The following is a 19,836-nucleotide window of genomic DNA, read 5'->3' as shown; positions in this document are numbered from 1 at the left end:
TATTTTTTTTATTTCTTTAAAATAACAAGTTGTTTTATATGGAAAATTTATTTTTCTGTTGCATTGATCACAGTTAATGATAATGATTTTTATTTACATACAATAATACACCTTGTTATGATAATTATTACTATTTAAGAAATATTACAACAAAGCAACACCGAAGAGTAATAATAACATAAAGAAACTACTCTGCATGAAATTAGCATGGGTTGAATCGCACCATGTTTTTTCCAGACTGGGATCCACCGGTCAGCAATGTCACGATTTAACTCATTTAATTTATTAAAACGATTTCGTGTAAGCTGGCTAAAGGAGAAAAATGAATGAATAGGTTGCACTCAACTCTGCAACATGATGTATCAGAAAAAGAACATACTGAAAAATCGAATTTTGTAGGTATTTTTGGAGCTTTATTTTTTGGTGCCATTGCTCTGACAGGAACTGATGCTATTGCGGCAGAGGAAAAGAACCCGCAAAGCGCCCAAAAAGGAAATACCAAGGCATCATCATCAGAAGAAGATGTGTTAGTGGTGACAGGAGAGAAAGTCAATCGCTCTATTTACGATAGTGGTTCAAGTGTCGAGGTTTATAATCTTCGCAAAATGAAATCTATTCCTAATCCTGATGTTAACATGTTGCTGCAAATGACGCCGAACGTTGTTGATAATGGTATTAGTAATGCTCTTCCCGCTGTTCGCGGTGTTGATGGTTCAGGCCCTTCACAAGGGGGAATGGCTTTCATTAGTGGGACGCGTCCCAGAATCAACGTCTCTATTGATGGGCGCTCGTTTACCTATAATGAATTAGCTTTCGGCACGCAATCTTTATGGGATATCGAGAGTGTCGAGGTATTTCGTGATCCACAAAGTTATATTCAGGGAAGGAACGCGATTGCAGGCGCTGTGATTATTAAATCACTCGATCCTACCTTTTATTGGGAGAGCGCAATCAAAAGTGGGTTCGCTAATCAGGGCTATCAACAAGTCGCTGCGATGGCTTCCGGTCCTTTGATTGACGAGCAATTGGCCTTCCGTCTTAGTGTCGATCGTCAAAATCGTGATAGCTTTGCTAACCTGGTTTCCTATGATCCTGTTGGCGATCCGCACAAAATTGAATCAACAACGGTCCGTGCGAAGCTGCTGTTTGAACCACTGTCCATTCCTGAGTTATCCACCAAATTAACGGTTAACCATCTTGATAGTCGTGCTCCGCAGAACGAAGCGTACAATCCAAGGGATACGCTTAATTTAAGGCATGAACTGTTCAGGCCAGTTGTAGAACGAAAAACGACCAGTGGGATCTGGGATATTTCATGGGCTTTGTCAGATACCATTAGTCTGGAAAATAAATTAATTTATACCGATCTTGCTTATCACAGATTAACCTCGTCTAAAATTCCAAAAGCTGATACTGATGGCAAAGAGTTAGAAGTTGAACCTATTATCCGTTTTCAAGGGTTTGATAATAAGCTGAATGGTTTGGTGGGTGTGCGTTATTTCCATGGTAAACAGGATGAGACTATCAATCTTTTCGGGGGCAGCAAGTTTGATGATAAAACGGAAACAGCCTCTGCTTATACTGTCTTGACCTACACGGTTGTTCCTGAAATTGATGTGACTTTATCAAGCCGCTTTGAACGTGAACACAGAACACGTAAAGGGGGAAGCGAAAGTGTAGCCATTGATTTTGATAAAACCTATAACGCTTTTCTGCCTAAAATTGATGTAGCCTGGAAACCGCAGAAAGATCAAACCGTCGGGGTATCTGTTGGTAGAGGTTATAACGCAGGGGGAGCGGGAGTGACCTTTGGCAAGCCTGTCATTAGTTATACCTATGACCCTGAATATGTCTGGAACTACAGTCTTTATACACGTAACAGCCTGCTGGATGGTAAACTGGAACTCACTTCTAATCTTTTCTACAACGATTATAAGGATATGCAGTTGCCTTATTATCTGTCACTCGATTCAACCATGATCCGTAATGCTAATAAGGTTGAAACGTATGGTGCAGAAGTCGGCGCCCGTTGGCTACCGGTCGAAAAACTTGAGTTAAACGCTAATATTGGCTTGCTGAAAACGAAGATTAAAAGCTTCGCGGAGAGTGGTGTTCAGGGTAATGAATTACCTCGGGCGCCGGGATATACCGCAAACCTCTTGGCGAAATATTTACTGACAGAGGATATTGATGTTAGCGGCAATGTTATGTTCTCAGATACTTATTACTCTCAGTATGACAATTCTGCCCGCGGAAAAATCCCAGCATATTGGATAGCTAACCTTCAACTTGGTTATAACTTCAAGTGGGGACGCGCCACATTATTTGCTCAGAATCTGTTTGACTCTGATAAACGTTTATTAGTTCCGGATAATAACGTTAATTCGATAATTTATCAGCGTCCGAGAATGATTGGTGCGACGTTTGAACTGAAGTTCTAAGGCGATTAATTAAGTAACCGGACAGTGGCGTGAAACTTATTCTACCCGACAAAAAATGGAGGGCTGTTGTATGAGTGGGATCACATCTTCTGTCCGAAAAATGGCAAAAGATTAATATGTAGATGTAGCCCTGCGTTGACTGGAGAAGTGGGAATATGGCAAGAGAGTTTAAGCGGATACTGACAGATGATGAAGCATTGCTTTTGGATGAAGTATTCAATGCCCATGCTGATGGTCATTCATCTTCGGAAGCCCAAGAAACTGAAAAGGACTTAACTGAATTTGAAGAGATGATGTGGCTTCATCATCAACAGGATCCTAACGCTTCCGGTCAGTTTGCCTGTGCCTGGTCACTGACAGGAAATATCAACATAGGCCGGCTCATCAGAGCATTAGAGCTTCTTACTAAAGAGATAGTTGGAATTAATGTTAGGTATCGTTTTGATGATGAAGGCGATTTGCGTAAATATTGCGATCCAACCGCGGATTCTCCTATCGAAATTTATCAGATTCAGTCTGATGAAGAAGCGATAAATAGGTTACTTACGGATCAGTGCAAACCTATCGAGCTTGATGAACATCCACCCGTCAAATTCATGTTGTTTATGAATGGCAAGCGTGGGGTTATTTTGGGTGTGATTGTGCATCATATTCTGAGAGATAGCGTGTCATGGCTGCAGATGCTTACCCTGCTTTCTAATGTCTATAATAATGGCCTGAATACTATCGGGTTTGGAAGAGAAGATTTATTTAGAAAGGCAATCTCGGCTAAATGGTTATCCAGTGAATCTGGAAAGATTGGCATTCCCTGGCTTTATAAATCCGATACCACCAGGAGCGTGCTAATTAAAGAGATGGGTAAAATCAGTTACCTCGATGATTCTCTTCATCATCGCCTTGCGGGCAGATATCGTACTACGATCAATATTGATGCACTTGCTCCATTTTTACCTGCGGAGAAAACAGCATGTTCAGCATTGGCAACAGTAGCAGCATTATTTGGTTGCTATATTGCAATGATAGGTTCTCATTTAGACGTGAATATCAGTGTATCGTGCGACCCAGAATATACACATGATGAACTCAACAGCCCATTTTTCTACTCAGAATTAATGTCGTTGCGTGTGTGCCATGATGACAGAAGCCTGGATAAAATAATTGCCGATATTGAAAGGCAGATAGAAAGTGGCAATCTACAAACGGGTAATGAGGTAGAGTACGGGCATGACAGCCCACATATCCTTGTGACTTGGCTTAATCAATCCCAATCATCACTCAGGTTGAATGATGTAATGGTTGAGTTATTACCTATTCCACCGTTGAACGCGCATTTTGATATTTCGCTGGCTGCCGGAAATGTCAATGAGGGGCAATGGTTTTTTGAATTAATCACAGGCTCGTCAATATCCCCACATATTGGCGCATTTCTGTTAGAAGGTTTTGGCACATTTATTCATGAACAAAATGTCACTATTGCGCCAAAACTTACGTCTGTTTTTCTGCCTCCAATGAAGAAAAAACATGAAGATATCAGTGATACAGCATTTATTGCCGTCAAACAGCAAAAAGAGCATGAGGCAACTGGTAAAAGCGATAACCACCGTAAGATAGCCAATATTATCTTGAATGAATTCAGACAAGCACTCTCCTCACCGGAAATGACAGCCAGTGATGACTTTTTCGATCTTGGCGGGCATTCACTCATTGCCACCCGCGTGATAGGTAGATTACTGAGCTTACATAACATAGAGATCCATATTAATCATCTCTTTAGTTATCCGACTGCGTTGAAACTTGCCGAATATGCGCAATGTCATGATCCTATTGATGAAAACAAAACTGAGTTGAGCGAAGAACAATTTGAAGAAGATATTTCGGTTGTCGCACCTTTATCCCTTGCACAAAAATCTCTATGGAAAGCGTATGCGGCATTTGATTTCAACGATATCTTCAACTTACCTTTTATTTTAAAATTTTCTGCGACTATCAATGAGCAGGTACTTAAGCAAGCCTTTTTTGATGTACTGCAAAGACATTCTGTATTGCGTAGCCTATTTTATCAGGAAGAGGGCGAAGTCTATCAACGTGTTGTCCCTGTGAAGGATTTATCGGACTATCAGTGGTTTTGGGGTTCTCATGAATATGGCCCTCTGTCCTCAGAAGAAATATTAAAAAAAGAGGGAAAATATCAGTTTGATCTATCTGAAGAACTGCCTTTGCGCATTAAATTTGTCACCGATAACGCTTCAGGGCAGCAGTTTTTATCCATGTTGTTTCATCATGTGGCACTTGATGAGTGGTCTGTTACTTTGCTGATGGAAGAATTGAAACATGCCTATAAATACAGGTTGATAAATGAGACGCCAGCATGGCAAGAGCAACCTTTACCCTTCCTCCAATATGCAATCAGGCAAAATGATGAGGGAATGAATCAGTCTCATCTTGATTATTGGGTTAATAATTTACGGGGTGCGCCAAGCGGAGAGCCCATTTTTAAAAATGCGGCTAGCGAGTTATCTGGGCAGGCGAATTCCTGTGAAGGCATTGAGTTTGAGATTGAAAAAGTGGTGGCTCAAGGCTTGCAGTCACTTGCCAGAAAAAATGGCGCTTCATTCTTTAATATTCTTTACGCCAGTATTGTTGCATCGCTCAATTTACTGGGGGCAACCGATGATCTTATTGTGGGAACATCAGCTTCAGGGCGTGACGATGCGAGCTTCTTTGACACTGTTGGTTATTTCACCACGGTTGTGATACATAGGGTTCGCTTTACTGAACAGATGACATTTACTGATCTGATCACTCAGGTTAAGAACAACATCAATGATTCGTTGCCTTATACCGATATCCCCATTGATCTGATTGAGGAAGCCTTATCAGGCCATGCAGATCAAGGAAAAGATCATTTATTCGAGGTATATATTCAGTTACATGCAAAAAATAGTTTGAGCGGTGAGTTCCATATGTTGGATGGAAGCCATATTGCATTTCAGCAGATCGTTTTGGAAAAGCAGGAATCGCTACTGGGGCTTCACTTTGAAATTATGGAAGAAATGATTGCAGGTGAAGAAACGGTACGTATTTTGTTTAATTATCGTTCAGATCGTTATAGTGCGGCTCAAATCGCTCAAATATCAGAGACTATCAATGGCATTTTGGGGTTGTTTGCAAAAACACAGGATAGCGATATACCGCTTGGGGCGATTTTGCCAAGATTATCCGAGCGTATATACCCTATAGATTTCAAGATGCATCGCGACGGCAAGGGAGCGAATCCCCGGGGGCATAGCTAACTATGTGACCGGGGTGAGCGAGTGCAGCCAACAAAGAGGCAACTTGAAAGATAACGGGTATAGATACCCTTTGAATACCAGGGTTTCTATTCAACACTGAATAATCCTCTTGCAGTCTGCATTGATATGAATATTGATGCAGACTGATTAATAACGTTTTTGTGAGAGAATTGATGACAACGCTAACGCTAAAACATGATAACCAAAGTGTTTTATCACCTTGTCGCTTGAGTGTAGAAGAGTTGCGTCTGGGTTACGGTGAACATATTGTCTGTGATGAACTGAATTTGCGTATCCCTGATGGTCGTTTTACCGTGATTATCGGCCCTAATGGCTGTGGTAAATCCACGCTGTTGAGAAGTTTATGTCGCCTGTTGCGCCCGGAATATGGCAGGGTTTGCCTTGATGGTCATGATATTCACACTATACCAACCCGCGCTTTGGCTCGTCAGCTGGGATTATTACCGCAAAGTGTGCAGGCTCCTCAGGGGATCAAAGTTGTTGATTTAGTCGCGCGCGGGCGTTTTCCCCATCAGCGGTTATTACGTCAATGGAGTCATGAGGATTATGAAGCGGTGCGCCAGGCAATGAATGCGACTGGTGTCACACAGCTTGCTGAATGTGTTGTTGACGAACTTTCAGGTGGACAGCGCCAACGGGTTTGGGTTGCCATGGTACTGGCTCAGCAAACACCGTTGTTACTACTTGATGAACCGACAACCTATCTTGATATTGCTCATCAAATTGAATTACTTGAGTTGTTTTGTCGCCTTAATCAAGGATCCGGGTATACGCTCATCGCTGTGCTTCATGATTTGAATCAGGCTTGCCGGTATGCAGATCATCTGATTGTGATGGCGGGGGGACGGATTGTGGTGGAAGGAGCTCCTGGTGAGATCATTACGACTACATTAGTCTCTGAGGTTTTTGGACTTGATTGTGTCATTATTGATGATCCCGTCAGCCATACCCCCTTAATTGTTCCGCAGGGACGGCGTTTTACAAAGGGATAGACATGATTTTTAAATGTATTTTTCAGTAATAATATTGATAATAATTATTATTAAAATAATATGAATATCGTTGAGCTATGCCTGATAGATTCAATCAACAACTTTTAATATCAGGTAGAATAACAGGACGGTGCAAAATGAGATCTCCAAATGGAATAAGGGAGAAATGTTTTAAAGATATAAATTTTTATAAAATTAAATCATATCGAAATTTTATTATTGGTAATCTAAGTCATCGTTTTATTTATAGCAAGTGATGCAAAGATATGTCGAAGCAAGAATTCCATTTTCGTGATCACACGATTAACAGATAGAGGTAAAACTTGTGCCAGATTTATATAGAGATACTTTGCTGACTGGTTTTAATGATCTTAATAATAAGGATTTTCTGTTTCTTTCATCCAGTAAAAGTCTGTTGGCACAGGGGCAATATGCGATTGTGTCAAAACCACTTGATGATGCAGCAAACCCTGATAGCCTGATTCAGCAAGAAATACGTCAATTATTCCAGCAAGCGAAGAGAGATGGGATTGAAAATCCTGTTCTGGTGGGGGCAATTCCATTCGATAAACAGCAAAATGCGGCGCTTTTTGTCCCTGAACAATGCGATTGGTTCCAGAGAAAGCAGTTTCCCTCGCTTATTTCCAATTCAACCTATACAGAAAAAAGACGCAGCCAGTGGCCCGATAAAGCACACTTTAGCCAGATGGTGAACACCGCTGTTGATGCAATGCGCAATCATGCATTAGACAAAGTTGTCCTTTCACGACTACTCAACATAGAAACCTATCAGACATTAGATTCAATTCAATTATTACGACATCTTAACCAGCAAAATAGTTGGTGTTATAACTTTCATGTTCCGTTAGAAAATGGGGCATTGATTGGTGCGAGTCCAGAATTATTAGTGCGTAAACAGGGTAATACTATCTTTTCTCAGCCGCTGGCAGGTTCTGCAAAGCGCAGTGAAAACCAGCAAGACGATTATAAATTACGCCAGGGGCTTATTCAGTCCGTCAAAGACAATTATGAGCATCGGTTGGTGACCGATATGATGAGAAACGTACTCGAAAGTCGTTGTCAAAAACTACATATTTCCAAAATGCCTTCCACCATCAGCACACCTGTACTTTGGCACCTTGCTACCGATATTGAAGGGGTGTTAAAAGCACCACAGGAAAATGCACTTTCTGTTGCTTGCCTGCTTCATCCTACTCCGGCCCTCTGTGGCACACCGTATCAAACCGCGAAAAACTTAATTGAGGAATTAGAGCCGTTTAAACGAAACCTCTTTGGCGGCATTGTGGGGTGGTGTGACGCGAAAGGGGACGGTGAATGGGTGGTGACTATTCGCTGTGGTGAAGTGAATGGTTCACAGGTAAGACTGTTTGCGGGAGCTGGCATTGTACCTGATTCGAAACCGGAGTCAGAGTGGCAGGAAACAGAGGTTAAGTTTTCAACGATGATGAGTGCATTCGAGTTTTCACAGGAGGCATGTCCAGCATGATAGTGGAATTTAATCGTTGGCCGAAAGCGCTGGAACAGCGCTATCGTCAGAGTGGTTATTGGATAGATCTCCCTCTTAGCGACATTTTGACCCGTCAGTCAGACAACGGGCAAATTGCGCTTATCTGTGGAGATCGTCAGTTCAGCTATGCTGAACTTAACCTGCTGGTGGATAGTTTGGCCGCAGCATTACAACGACAAGGCGTTAAACGAGGACAAACCGCCTTAGTTCAATTAGGCAATGAAGCCGAGTTTTATATTGTTTTCTTTGCCTTATTACGGCTTGGGGTAGTTCCGGTTAACGCTATATTTAGCCATCAGCGTAGTGAACTTTGTGCTTATGCTGATCAGATTAACCCCGCATTGTTAATTGCCGATCGCAACCATTCCTTGTTTAGCGACGACGATTTTATTGATGAACTCAGAGCTTGTACGCCGTCTTTGTGTCACGTTGTCTTACGTGGTGATAATGACAGTATTCTGGATTTTGAGACGCTATTGGCAGAAGGCGCTGGTGATTTTATCGCTAACCCAACACCGGCTGATGAAGTAGCATTTTTCCAATTGTCGGGGGGGAGTACGGGGACACCTAAACTTATTCCCCGAACGCATAATGATTATTACTACAGTATTCGCGCCAGTGTGGACATTTGCCAGTTTAATGCTGAAACTCGCTATTTATGTGCACTTCCTGCTGCGCATAACTTTCCTATGAGCTCACCGGGGGCATTAGGGGCGTTTTACAGCGGGGGACAGGTCATTTTAGCGAATAACCCCAGTGCTGATTGCTGTTTTCCGCTAATCCAGCAACATCAGGTGAATGTTACTGCATTGATACCGCCAGCAGTCAGTGTATGGCTTGAGGCGATAGCACTTAGTGGTAACCGTGATGCACTAAAAAGCTTGCGATTGCTACAGGTCGGTGGGGCAAGGTTAAGCGAAAGTCTGGCAAGACGTATTCCAAAAGAGATGGGATGCCAGCTACAACAAGTTTTCGGTATGGCTGAAGGATTAGTGAACTATACCCGGCTGAATGATGACGAACAGCATATTTTTACGACGCAAGGCCGCCCGACCAGTCAGGATGATGAAGTTTGGGTTGCTGATAATGATGGCAATCCTGTTCCTCCTGGCGTCGCTGGCCAGTTGATGACTCAGGGGCCTTATACCTTCCGCGGATATTACCGCAGTCCACAGCATAATCAGCAATGTTTTGATAGTAATGGATTCTACTGTTCTGGTGATCTCGTCATTATGACACCTGATGGTTATTTACAAGTCGTGGGACGTGAAAAAGATCAAATCAATCGCGGTGGAGAAAAAATTGCGGCTGAGGAAGTTGAAAATCTACTGCTTCGGCACCCAGATGTCATTTATGCCGCGCTGGTCGCTATTCCTGATTCGTTGATGGGTGAAAAAAGCTGCGCTTTTGTTGTATTACGAAAACCGATAAAAGCTGTGGTTTTACGGCGTTATCTGCGTGAGCAGGGGATAGCAGATTATAAATTGCCTGACCGGTTTGAACCTGTCCCCTCACTGCCGATAACACCTGTCGGAAAAATAGACAAGAAACAATTACGTCATCTTGCTAAACAATTTGTTCAGCCATCACTCGTTGGAGAAAGAAATGAGCATTCCTAAACTTAATAGTTATGATTTACCCGTGGCAGAAGGACTTCCGACAAACAAGGTTAATTGGTCGTTGGATAAAAATCGGGCTGCATTATTAATTCATGATATGCAAAATTACTTTCTTAACTTTTGGGAAGACAATAGCCCATTAATTAATCAAATCGTGACTAATATTGCCAAGCTGATAGAAATCTGCCGGGAAAATGGAATACCGGTATTTTATTCCGCTCAGCCTAACCAGCAAAGTGATGAGGAGAGGGCGCTGTTAAACGATATGTGGGGACCGGGGCTGAACTGCCATCCTGAACTGCAAAAAATTACAGATGCACTCGCACCTCAGGCTGGTGATATTGTCATGGATAAATGGCGATATAGTGCATTTCAGCGTACTGACTTTGAGCAACAGCTCAAAATAGCTGGGCGTGATCAACTTATTATTTGTGGTGTTTATGCACATATTGGCTGTCTAATGACAGCGACTGACGCATTTATGCGTGATATACAGCCCTTTATGGTGGCGGATGCTTTAGCTGATTTCAGTTATGAAGAACATATGATGGCGCTTAAATATACCGCAGGGCGCTGTGGACGTGTAGAGACTATTGAACAGCTTCTTGTTGCTTTAGATGTAAAACAAGTGCAGTGGAATAAAACCCGCCTCAAAGCGTTATTACTGCCTTTATTAGATGAGGATAGCGACGATATTGGTGATGATGAAAATCTGCTTGATTATGGGTTGGATTCTGTACGCATTATGTCTCTCATTTCCCATTGGCGCCAGCAAGGATATGAAGTGGATTTTATTTCGTTAATGAAAAATCCAACAATAAATGGTTGGATGGCATTATTCACTGAACGTCAGGGAGCTTGAAATGAGTATTGCGCTTGATTTTAGCGATAAAATTGTCTGGGTAACTGGCGCCGGTAGCGGTATTGGTTATCAGACTGCTTACCGTTTTCAGCAAGCAGGCGCGAAGGTGATTGGGTTTGACATCGCGTTCCCTGAGGGGGATTTACCTTTTACACCGTATTTGCTTGATATCAGTGATCCTATTGCCGTTTCGCGCTGTTGTGAACAACTCCTTGCACAACAACCACAACTTGATGTGTTGGTCAATGGTGCAGGAATATTGCGCCTTGGCGCAATTGAAGAGACAACGTTTGAAGATTGGCAACAGTGTTTGTCTGTCAATGCGGGAGGGGCATTCAATCTATTTCAGACGACTATTCCCCAGTTCCAACGCCAAAAGGCGGGGGCAATTGTTACTATTGCGTCAAATGCGGCTCATGTTCCTCGTGTTGGCATGTCGGCCTATTGTGCTTCTAAGGCTGCACTGCGTAGTCTCTGCCTGAGTGTTGGGCTGGAATTAGCACCTTATGGCGTTCGTTGTAATCTTATTTCACCAGGATCGACAGATACGCCAATGCAGCGTGGTATGTGGCAAACAGAAGCGTCTAAACAGCAAGTCATTCAGGGGTTTTCTGAATTGTTTAAACTTGGTATCCCACTAGGGAAGATAGCGACGCCAACAGAAATTGCTGATGCGGTCTTGTTTATGGCCTCTGATCTCGCAAGTCATATTACTTTACAAGATATTGTCATTGATGGTGGTGCAACGCTTGGTGCTTAATCGCCTGTTATGATGAATAAAGCGCTGTATTAGAGATTGCTGGAAATGAAAATACCTTTTTATTTCCAGCACTTGAAATATCTAGATAACCTGAACTTCGCTTAAGAAGGAAATTAAAGTACCTGAGATACGATCAAAGTTTTTGTCAAAGAAAATTCAAGACATTTCAGTCTGCTCGGTTTTTTGCTTAATATTCCTTCAATATAAAAGAAAATATGCTACCATTCACCGATGAAGAGAAAAAATACACCAACGCCACATGACGCTGTTTTTAAACAGTTTTTAAGTCATATTGATACCGCCAGAGACTTCCTGGAGATTCATTTGCCTGCGACATTACGGGCAGTTTGTGATCTGGATACATTGCGGTTGGAATCAGGGTCGTTTATTGAAGACAATCTGCGTGCGCATTATTCCGACATTTTGTATTCATTGAAAACGGCGCAGGGTGACGGTTACGTGTATTGCGTGATCGAACACCAGAGTTCCCCGGACAAGATGATAGCATTTCGATTGATGCGTTACGGTATTTCAGCAATGCAACGGCATCTGGAGCAGGGACATGAAAAATTGCCGCTGGTCATTCCGGTGTTGTTCTATCACGGGAAAATACAGCCGTATCCGTGGAGTACCAATTGGCTCGATTGCTTCGATGCTCCGGCCCTGGCGAAGGAAATCTATTCCGGCGCATTCCCGCTGGTAGATGTGACGGTAATTTCGGATGATGAAATCCTGACGCACAAACGGGTTGCACTATTGGAAATGGTGCAAAAACATATCCGGCAGCGTGATATGGCGGAGTTGCTGCAAGAATTGGTTACGCTGCTGACGTATGATTACTATACGGATGAGCAGTTAAAAAGCGTGCTAAACTACTTATTACAGGCGGGAGATACCGCCGATCCAGAGGGTTTTATCCGGCGACTGACAGAACAGTCCCCGAAGTATGAGGAGGTACTGATGACAATAGCGCAGAAACTGGAGCAGAAAGGACGCCAGGAAGGACGCCAGGAAGGACGTCAGGAAGGACGTCAGGAAGGGCGCCAAGAGGCAACTTTAAAAATTGCTCATGCATTGCTGAACAGCGGAATCGACCGTGAAACGGTGATGAAAACCACCGGTCTGAGCGAGAACGAACTTGAGCAAATACGCCACTAACTCGTGCTGAGGGTTCTTAATCAGTATTCAACGATTCATGTTAAAAGAGGATCTTACGGTGACTGTCAGACCAGTCACCAAAGTATGAGTATCGACCGTGAAACGGTGATGAACATTATCGGACTGAGCCAGAATGAGCTTGAACACATGTCCGACAAACTTGCTGTTGATACGTTATCGGCATAAAAATGCGTGAGTCAATGCACGAAACGCATAGAAGCGGCACATTTACATTACAAGCGATAAGACCGAGTCTGAAATCTACGTGCTTCTGAAAAACTGCATTTATTGAGTTAAATCTGCCCTGGATTTAAAAGCTTTGATGCCTCTGTGTAAACAAAAGTGGGATCCTGCCCTGAGTTTTATGATGGGCAGGCTTTAAACTGTTATTAAAAGTCATTTTTTAAATTTATGATTTTAATCGGTATAAAGTTTTAACCGTTGTTTTTTTATCACTTTTAACGTTTGCTTTTTGTTAAGTTTAATCATCATGGTATATCGTGTTTTACGTTTAATCATACTCGATTTTTATCTTTACTGATGCTGTTTTACTGGCAATTCTGAACAGTTTTTATAAGTCAACATCATTTTTTTATCTTTATAAATCAACCCGTAGATATTCTGATGGTATAAAGATACTCTTTTATGTTTTTTCGGATAATCTCATATGCTCTGATTGTTTAACGGTATGTTTAAACAAGTTGACTAATTTAAAGTCCATAATATTTTAATGGCTTTTAATAGTTGCACTCCATTATTACTATATAGATACTGTTCATTTGGTTATTCAAAGCACAGTTTTAAATAAAAACTTTTTAACTTCTTAGCAATAGATTTATTTTACACTTGGATATTTTTTTACAGTTTTATGGTTTTTGTCTTGTCTTTAATAAAATGGCTATTTTAGCATAATAAATGGTATGTGCATTTAGTGAATATCATTTTGAAAAGGTTTGGGTTGTCAAAATAAAATCGTTTATTTACTAAAATAGGATTTTCATATGATTTTAACTTAACTTCATCAACCTATATCTGTTTAAATCGAGCGGTAAATTAATTTAATAACGATTTATTACACCAACAATAGTGAAAATTCTCGAGGATTAATCAGCCAGAAAGGTTATAATGATTAAATGGGTATTTAAGCGTTAAATTACATTAACGGTATAAAAATAGGAATGATTTTTAAACCGTAGAAAGGTAATGTTATTGGACCGGATAAAATAGTATAAAATAAGTTTAAATGAGCGTGTTTAATGTATCGCGGTGTTGCATGATAAATGCAATATAATAACATTGAAAATAATTTAGTTCGTATTCGGTTAAATAATTTATTTGCGGATTTTGTTATTCATATTTTTCATAAGCGATTATTTATTTAACTGACTGATGGAGAAGTTTATTTACAGTTGAAAACATTATTAAAGTCGATTCGTTTTTTAAATATATTGTCTTGTTAAACTATTTCATATCTACGGGGTATATAATCATTAATCAAGCCAATTCTTTTTCTCATTTTTCATTGATGGCTTTATGATGGGCAGGCTTTAATCTGTTATTAAAAATAATTTTTTAACCTCTGGTTTTAATCGGTATAATAAGGTTTTAACCGTTGTTTTTACTACTTTTAATACCTGTTTTTTATTAAATTTAATCATCATGGTATATTGTATTTTACGTTTTATTAACGTTAATTATATTCACTTTTTATCTTTATTGGCACTGTTTTACTGGCGATTCTGAGCGGTTTTTATAAATCAACACCCTTTATTTTATCTTCATAAATCAGCAAGTAAATAGCCTGATGATATAAAAATACCTCTTTCTGTTTTTCCGGATAATCAGTCCCTTTTTCAGGGTTTAAATCCTACCACATTAACCGTTTTATCCCTTTTTTATTGTGTTATTTTTATGATTTTATTCATAAAATGACCGGCGAGAAAACGCTTTAATATCTATCTGTTCAGATAATATTCTTTTATGTGTGGGTTTTATAACTCTTTATTAATGGTTAATGATTTTAGATTAAATGCAATTCACTTTTCTTCTTAAAAGTTGAGTTTATTGAATTAAATCAGAGCTGGATATAAAAGCTTTAATATCTCTATATTATTGTTTTTAAATGATTATGGTGGGTTAAGTAAAATATAAAATAAACGAAGTATAGAATCGCTGATAAGTAAATTAAATATGATTGGGTAAACAAAGTGGAATCCCGTCCGGTCTTGTCCCCTGAACGGAAGTTCAGGGGGTTTTTCATCGCGATATTAATTGATAGTTAACCTGAGGTTTGCTTAAGAAGGGAACTAAGTGCCTGAGGCACGATCAAAGTTTTTGTCAAAGAAAATAAAATCGTGGAGATCCTCAGGCATGTCTAATTTAGAAGAACTTTACTGCGGCGTCGATGACTTTTGCCAACAATTTATTCCTCTCTGTGCTTTTCTTTCGTCACGCAAGGCCCAAACCCAGGGGATCGCCTTTATTGATTCAACCAAAATATTTGAGCGATTACTGGGAGGAACCAAGCTTACAGAAGAAGGGAAAGCGTTATATCAGGAGTTGTTGCCGTGTTATGAGAGGATCCAGAGAATTGAGAATAACTGGCATTGTCGTAGAAATTGCAAATTATCAAATACAGAAAAACTGATTATTGGGACAAATGGCGAATATGTTAATAAAATATCTACAGTCATAAGAAGGGCCGTTCAACGTTACCATTACCGAGATGTTTGTATAATCAATAATTTTTTAATTGATGACCTGATAAGAGAAGAAGTTATATTTTCTTCTTTAATAAAAGGCGATATCACTGTTTATGTGACGACTGAATACTATCCTGATAATGACGATATAATAAGAGTAGATGGAGTTTATCAAACTCTGCGTCTTGCCGTATCTAATGATATTTTAGAACCAGAAAGTAACGCTGATGAAATAATCTATACATTTCCTCTGGCTCAACATAATAGTGCTTTCTTAAAACAATGCGATAATTTTATTCCATTGAATTACCTGCCTGAATGCCGAAATTTAACGTTACTGACTGTTCCTGATTTTACTAATAGGTTGGATCTGGTAAAATCGGGTGTCGCTATAAGTTTAATGACACCGAATGAAATACGCTATTCTGCTCATCTTCATAAAGGCATAACATTTTTGAATTTTGAATCGTTTCCATCACCCTCGGTAAGGTATTGTGCATATACTCTCAGGTATAAGTATAAAGAACCATTAAGTTTGTTAATTTCTGATTTGATATTTTAGAATTAGAGATAAATTAGTGAGTTTTATTAATTTAATTAAAGTATTAATCTGAATTGATGAGTTGTTATTATGATTGTGTAATACTGAAATTAAAATATATTGTAACAGACTGAATAGAATAGATAAGCTTTGTAAGGTTGTATTAATTATTTATACGCATAAATTGTTTTATGTTATTAATGAAATAGTGAAAGTAAGTAAGCCATGAGATGAATCTCTTCTCATGGCTTATTCTTAAAGACGTTTGCTGATTAGGACCTTTGAATGGAAGTTTAGCGGGATAAGGGCTGTCTTAATGATATTATCGAGACATATTTCCTATTATAGATTTACACTAATGTAATTATCTCCTTTGCCTAAATAATGTAGGTATATTTCTAATGAATGCACTTAATCTAGATCTTATTCCGCCATTTCTATTTCCACTCCTATTATTAGGAATATAATTCTGCCATAACGTTGGATTTTTATCCCATGGTGCACTTGTTTCCTTATCATTCTCGTAAAAATGAATTTTTCCTTTCAGTCTCTCTCTATTTCGGTAAGCATAACGTAGTTCAGAAGCGGTAACTGATTCGCCAGGTCCTGCCTTTAAGTGATCAGAACCTTTTGTTTTATTAACGACTTGCTCAATATCCAGTCCATCAAGGACAAAATGTATCTTTGTTTTTTCACTATTAGCTGCTATTTCTAGACCCAGTTTACTGCCTCTTTTCCAGAGTAACTTAGGTGCGGCTCCTGTAGGAGTATGCCATGTGTGATAATAGTCAGAACCATATTTACTGATCGTGTCTTTATATATATTAGCAATGTTGAATTTGGGGTTTTCTCCTCCTGCATTAAAATAGTCATCCCATAGGGGATAATGTCCCCTTTTACTTAAAAAAATATCTTTCCTTAAATTATCTGCAACCTTAATATCCTTAGAATATTTCTTAGGGTCATTAAACAATTTACCTAGTTTTTTTACTGAGTATTTGCTCAGAATAGTATTGGAAATATTATTATTATAAACATCTATAATCATGGGCGTACTGTCCGGGCTTTCTGAATTAAAATCAGGGTTGACGCTTTTTATATATCGCCCTCTGTTAGGTGCGAGGCCGTAAAACAAATCTCCACTTTCTTGATTGTAATTCCTTTTCAGTGCTTCAATATCATCAGAAGCCATCGGCGCTCTACCATCAGGATCAAGCAGTGTAACCGGATTATTCCTCACCATCCGATACACATTCAGCCCATCTACTGTCCCGGCTGGGTCGGCACTCAGCCATCGTCCTACCCACGGCTGATAATACCGGTAACCGTAATAATATAGACCTGTGGCATCCCGCTCTTTGCCTGAGTAACGGATGGTTTTATAACTGGCTTCTGTCTGATTCCTTGCTGCCCATAATGCCGTCCCACCAAATGGATAGTATTCTTCCTGACTGATAATTTGTCCCTCGTTATCCAGTTCAAGTTGACTGGAGCCGATAAGATTATCGTAGCTGTAACGCATCTGATTGTTGCTGATATCTTTTGGTTTACCGCTCTCCCAGTGTAACACCCGCACCTGTGCACGGCCTGCTTCACCCACTATGATGACTTGTAGGTCCTCTGTTGTTTTGCTGGTTGAGCCAGTAGTACGTAGCTCCAGGCCCGGCAGATAAGTTACTCGTTGCTGTTGGGTGCTGTTTCCGGTCTTCTGTTCACTGATTTTTAGCCGCCTCATTCCATCGCTGCCATAGCGATACCATTCCTGGTCATTATTGGTGCTATTGTTCCATGTCTCCTGTTGTGATTTTCCTTGCGGTTTTTCTGGTGGTTTTTTGCTTCGTGTTACCAGTGTTACTTGTTGTAACTCACCCCGTGTATTCCAATTCAGGTTTTGCTCCCGCATCCATATCAATGTATCCACTTGTGCCGGGTCATCAACCAGTGAATTCAGTACTGACGGGTTCAGCGTCTTTTGATGACTGTCCGTATCGAACCATGAATCCATTTCTGCTGGCTCATCAGTCAGTTTATTCCTTACTGCCCGGTGTAACGTCTTCTGATGGCCGCCCGCATCGAACCATGAATCCACTTCTTTCGGATTATCAGTCAGCGTACTCAACACTGCTCGGTTGCTGCAGTTCGAGACGGTGATACCTCTGGTGTGGTTGTTTTGGGTGGCAGATGTACGATGCTGGATTTTGGTCAGATTACCACCATCGTCGTAAGTGTAATTGCGAGTAAATTTGGTATAGGTGTTGTTATCAGAAGTCAGGGGGATTACCGGAGAGGAGATGCTTTGCTGACGGATATTAGCCATTTCACGCCCTGTCGCGCTGATAAGCTGATACAGGGAATCGTAGATATAGGTATTCTCTGGCTTTACTTCCTCATTCTTCCAGAAGCGGGTAGCTTCTGCATCATTACGAATGCTGATGATATTCCCCACAGGATCATATTTATAGCGTAAATCCTGCAACTTTTTAGCTCCTGGTTTACCGTTGTTTGTATGTTGGGTGGTGATACCTATCAGACGCTGAGTTTGCGGTTCATAAATGTATTCGGTGATAACGTTGTTGCCGTGTTCTTCGCGTAATTTCTGTCCAGCTGCGGAATAGGTCAAAGATTTAACAATAATCTGCTCATTCTGGCCTTTTACGGTCAGCCAGCTTGTTTTTAATTGCCCGGCCACATCATAGGCCAGGCGTTGCATGTTGCCTTTCGCATCGGTCTGAGTCAGTAAAGTGCCGGTGGAGTCACAGGTATTCTGGGTAGTATAGATTTCATTGGTCAATATGTTCTGCCAAGTGGTTTCGTTATTACCTGCCCAGTTAGCTTCTCCCTTGCCATTCTTATCATCCAGTAATTGTTGGGACTGTGATAAAACGGTACCAGTCAGCGACAGGCTTTCTGGTCGGGTGACTCCTGCCGTATCGTAGTGGCGTACACATTGCCCGGCAAGGTTATGAGCTTTCACCGTTGGCGTATTCTCGGCCCAGATAAGGCGTTCGGTGATGCGGGGTGTTTTTTCCTCCGGTGCTTGTTCGGTCACGGATAGCAGACGACCAGGCAGAGGAGAGGTTTCATATTGCCGGGTTTGTCTGGCACCTGTTGCGGTTACGGTCAGTATTGGACGGCTTTCAATATCATTTAGTGCGACAGTGCGACCGGCATCGACGCTTTCTGTACACAAAATATTACCGATCAAATCATACTGCCAGAGAAAGTTAGGTTTTATCGTGTTGTCTTTCTGTTTGGCTTCATACAGGCGCGGGTCAATGCTCTGGATCAGGTGCCCGCGGGTATCATGCAGATGGCGGGTGATGAGGGTATCGGTAGTACTGTTTGCGGTGGAACGACGAAAACCGATGTCACGAATAGTCAGGCCACGGTTATCCAAGACGTTGACTGTAGGGGTATGTTGATAAAATTTTGGGTCAAAGTTTTCCATGATTTACCTCTTTTGTTGTGCTGCTGTGTTTAATAGTTTCTGCAATCGTAGTTTTATCGGCATGGCAATGTACTAATGCTAAATTCTGTTCCCTGGAATAATTTCCCTGTTGCGATGTTCCCATTGTAGCGGGGGACAGACGGCTCCTTGTTGCAACGAAAATCCTCATTACTTTCCTCCCTGATGCATAAAAAGGCGACGCCAGATCCAGTCCAGCCCGGTACTTCCCGTTGTGCCGAATAGCCCGGCTATCGCGAAAGTCATATAGATGGTGCCACCACTTTCAAAACTCATTAATCCTCCCAATACACCGGTAAAACAGGAAATGATGAGTTGGCAAAAGACGTTAATCCAGCTCCATTTGTCTTGTTTATTCTGCATATCTATGATGTACCTTACTAACCCGCCCCAGGCCGCAATAAAACCAATGATCAACCAGATAATAAGTTGAGTATCTGACGGCATTATGAA

At 40.9% G+C, this 19,836-nt stretch carries 12 protein-coding genes; 9 read left to right on the top strand and 3 right to left on the bottom strand.

The genetic code is table 11. The features are described from left to right. Positions 1-326 precede the first annotated feature (326 nt). The 9 genes from C5470_RS05175 to C5470_RS05135 all read left to right on the top strand — a co-directional run bounded on the left by C5470_RS05175 (position 327) and on the right by C5470_RS05135 (position 15,938). On the top strand, positions 327-2,441 hold the full coding sequence (locus tag C5470_RS05175; protein ID WP_166286538.1) for a TonB-dependent receptor: 2,115 nt from the start codon (positions 327-329) through the stop codon (positions 2,439-2,441). A gap of 155 nt (positions 2,442-2,596) precedes the next feature. Further along, the gene (locus tag C5470_RS05170) at positions 2,597-5,734 is read left to right on the top strand and encodes a condensation domain-containing protein (RefSeq protein ID WP_166286536.1); all 3,138 of its coding nucleotides are present in this window, start codon (positions 2,597-2,599) and stop codon (positions 5,732-5,734) included. A 173-nt stretch (positions 5,735-5,907) separates the two neighbouring features. Continuing rightward, positions 5,908-6,747, top strand: coding sequence for an ABC transporter ATP-binding protein (locus tag C5470_RS05165; RefSeq protein WP_166286534.1), 840 nt, complete (start codon positions 5,908-5,910; stop codon positions 6,745-6,747). 325 nt (positions 6,748-7,072) lie between these two features. Beyond that, the gene (locus tag C5470_RS05160) at positions 7,073-8,254 is read left to right on the top strand and encodes an isochorismate synthase (protein WP_166286532.1); all 1,182 of its coding nucleotides are present in this window, start codon (positions 7,073-7,075) and stop codon (positions 8,252-8,254) included. Beyond that, a complete protein-coding gene (locus C5470_RS05155; RefSeq protein WP_166286530.1) occupies positions 8,251-9,894 on the top strand; it encodes a (2,3-dihydroxybenzoyl)adenylate synthase in 1,644 nt (547 codons plus the stop codon). Before C5470_RS05160 ends, C5470_RS05155 begins: the two co-directional genes overlap by 4 nt. Then, a complete protein-coding gene (locus C5470_RS05150; RefSeq protein ID WP_166286528.1) occupies positions 9,881-10,756 on the top strand; it encodes an isochorismatase in 876 nt (291 codons plus the stop codon). The genes C5470_RS05155 and C5470_RS05150 overlap by 14 nt, the downstream gene beginning before the upstream one ends. 1 nt (position 10,757) lies before the next feature. Next, the gene (gene dhbA, locus C5470_RS05145) at positions 10,758-11,516 is read left to right on the top strand and encodes a 2,3-dihydro-2,3-dihydroxybenzoate dehydrogenase (RefSeq protein WP_166286526.1); all 759 of its coding nucleotides are present in this window, start codon (positions 10,758-10,760) and stop codon (positions 11,514-11,516) included. Between the two features lie 231 nt (positions 11,517-11,747). Continuing rightward, entirely contained in the window at positions 11,748-12,674 is a 927-nt protein-coding gene (locus C5470_RS05140; RefSeq protein ID WP_166286524.1) for an Rpn family recombination-promoting nuclease/putative transposase, read from the top strand. Positions 12,675-15,044: 2,370 nt separating this feature from the next. Then, positions 15,045-15,938, top strand: coding sequence for a LysR family transcriptional regulator (locus tag C5470_RS05135; RefSeq protein WP_036849862.1), 894 nt, complete (start codon positions 15,045-15,047; stop codon positions 15,936-15,938). Positions 15,939-16,281: 343 nt separating this feature from the next. Here the strand turns inward: C5470_RS05135 and C5470_RS05130 are convergent, their stop codons facing one another. Genes C5470_RS05130 through C5470_RS05120 form a run of 3 tightly spaced genes read right to left on the bottom strand, consistent with a single transcriptional unit; the run spans position 16,282 to position 19,830 of the window. Next, positions 16,282-19,365, bottom strand: a complete 3,084-nt coding sequence (locus tag C5470_RS05130; RefSeq protein WP_166286522.1) for an RHS repeat-associated core domain-containing protein — start codon at positions 19,363-19,365, stop codon at positions 16,282-16,284. Beyond that, entirely contained in the window at positions 19,352-19,534 is a 183-nt protein-coding gene (locus tag C5470_RS05125) for a hypothetical protein (protein ID WP_166286520.1), read from the bottom strand. Before C5470_RS05125 ends, C5470_RS05130 begins: the two co-directional genes overlap by 14 nt. Beyond that, positions 19,534-19,830 carry a phage holin family protein gene (locus C5470_RS05120; RefSeq protein ID WP_166286518.1) on the bottom strand — a complete coding sequence of 99 codons (297 nt, stop codon included), beginning with the start codon at positions 19,828-19,830 and terminating at the stop codon, positions 19,534-19,536. The genes C5470_RS05125 and C5470_RS05120 overlap by 1 nt, the downstream gene beginning before the upstream one ends. Positions 19,831-19,836 lie beyond the last annotated feature (6 nt).

Source organism: Photorhabdus stackebrandtii (genome assembly GCF_011189495.1).
In the GTDB taxonomy this organism is placed as follows: Bacteria; Pseudomonadota; Gammaproteobacteria; order Enterobacterales; family Enterobacteriaceae; genus Photorhabdus; species Photorhabdus khanii.
The sequence above is the reverse complement of the archived record's forward strand: the minus strand, read 5'-3'. Positions and strand labels throughout refer to the sequence as shown.